Below are 289 nucleotides of genomic sequence, written 5' to 3'. Positions count from 1 at the left end.
AGGAGACTCGCTGTCGCTTCCCGGTCGATCTCAAGATGATACTTGGCCCGATCTACCCGAAGCGAACGGCCGTTCGCATCCTCGCGACGACCTTTAAGACTTGCATCGTGAAGCTCTCTCGCGCTTTTTCGGCAACACTCGTGCGGGCCGATGACGCGTCGTTGACACGGAAGTTGAATTGATCGTAGTCAATGCCTTCCCAGTGCTTGAGTTCGTCTGGTGCTTCGCTGTTCGCGTAGTGCTCGAGCCGCTTCAACCAGGGAGAGAGCCTTTGTACGGCCTCGGCACC

General features: G+C 57.4%; 1 protein-coding gene. It reads right to left on the bottom strand.

Features of this window, described 5'->3' with window-relative positions:
* Positions 1 to 52: 52 nt before the first annotated feature.
* On the bottom strand, positions 53 to 289 hold a 237-nt coding region (locus ACTEK7_RS36670), incomplete at its 5' end, for a hypothetical protein (RefSeq protein ID WP_474810822.1).

The organism is Bradyrhizobium sp. JHI2711 (assembly GCF_056156565.1).
The sequence above is the reverse complement of the archived record's forward strand: the minus strand, read 5'-3'. Positions and strand labels throughout refer to the sequence as shown.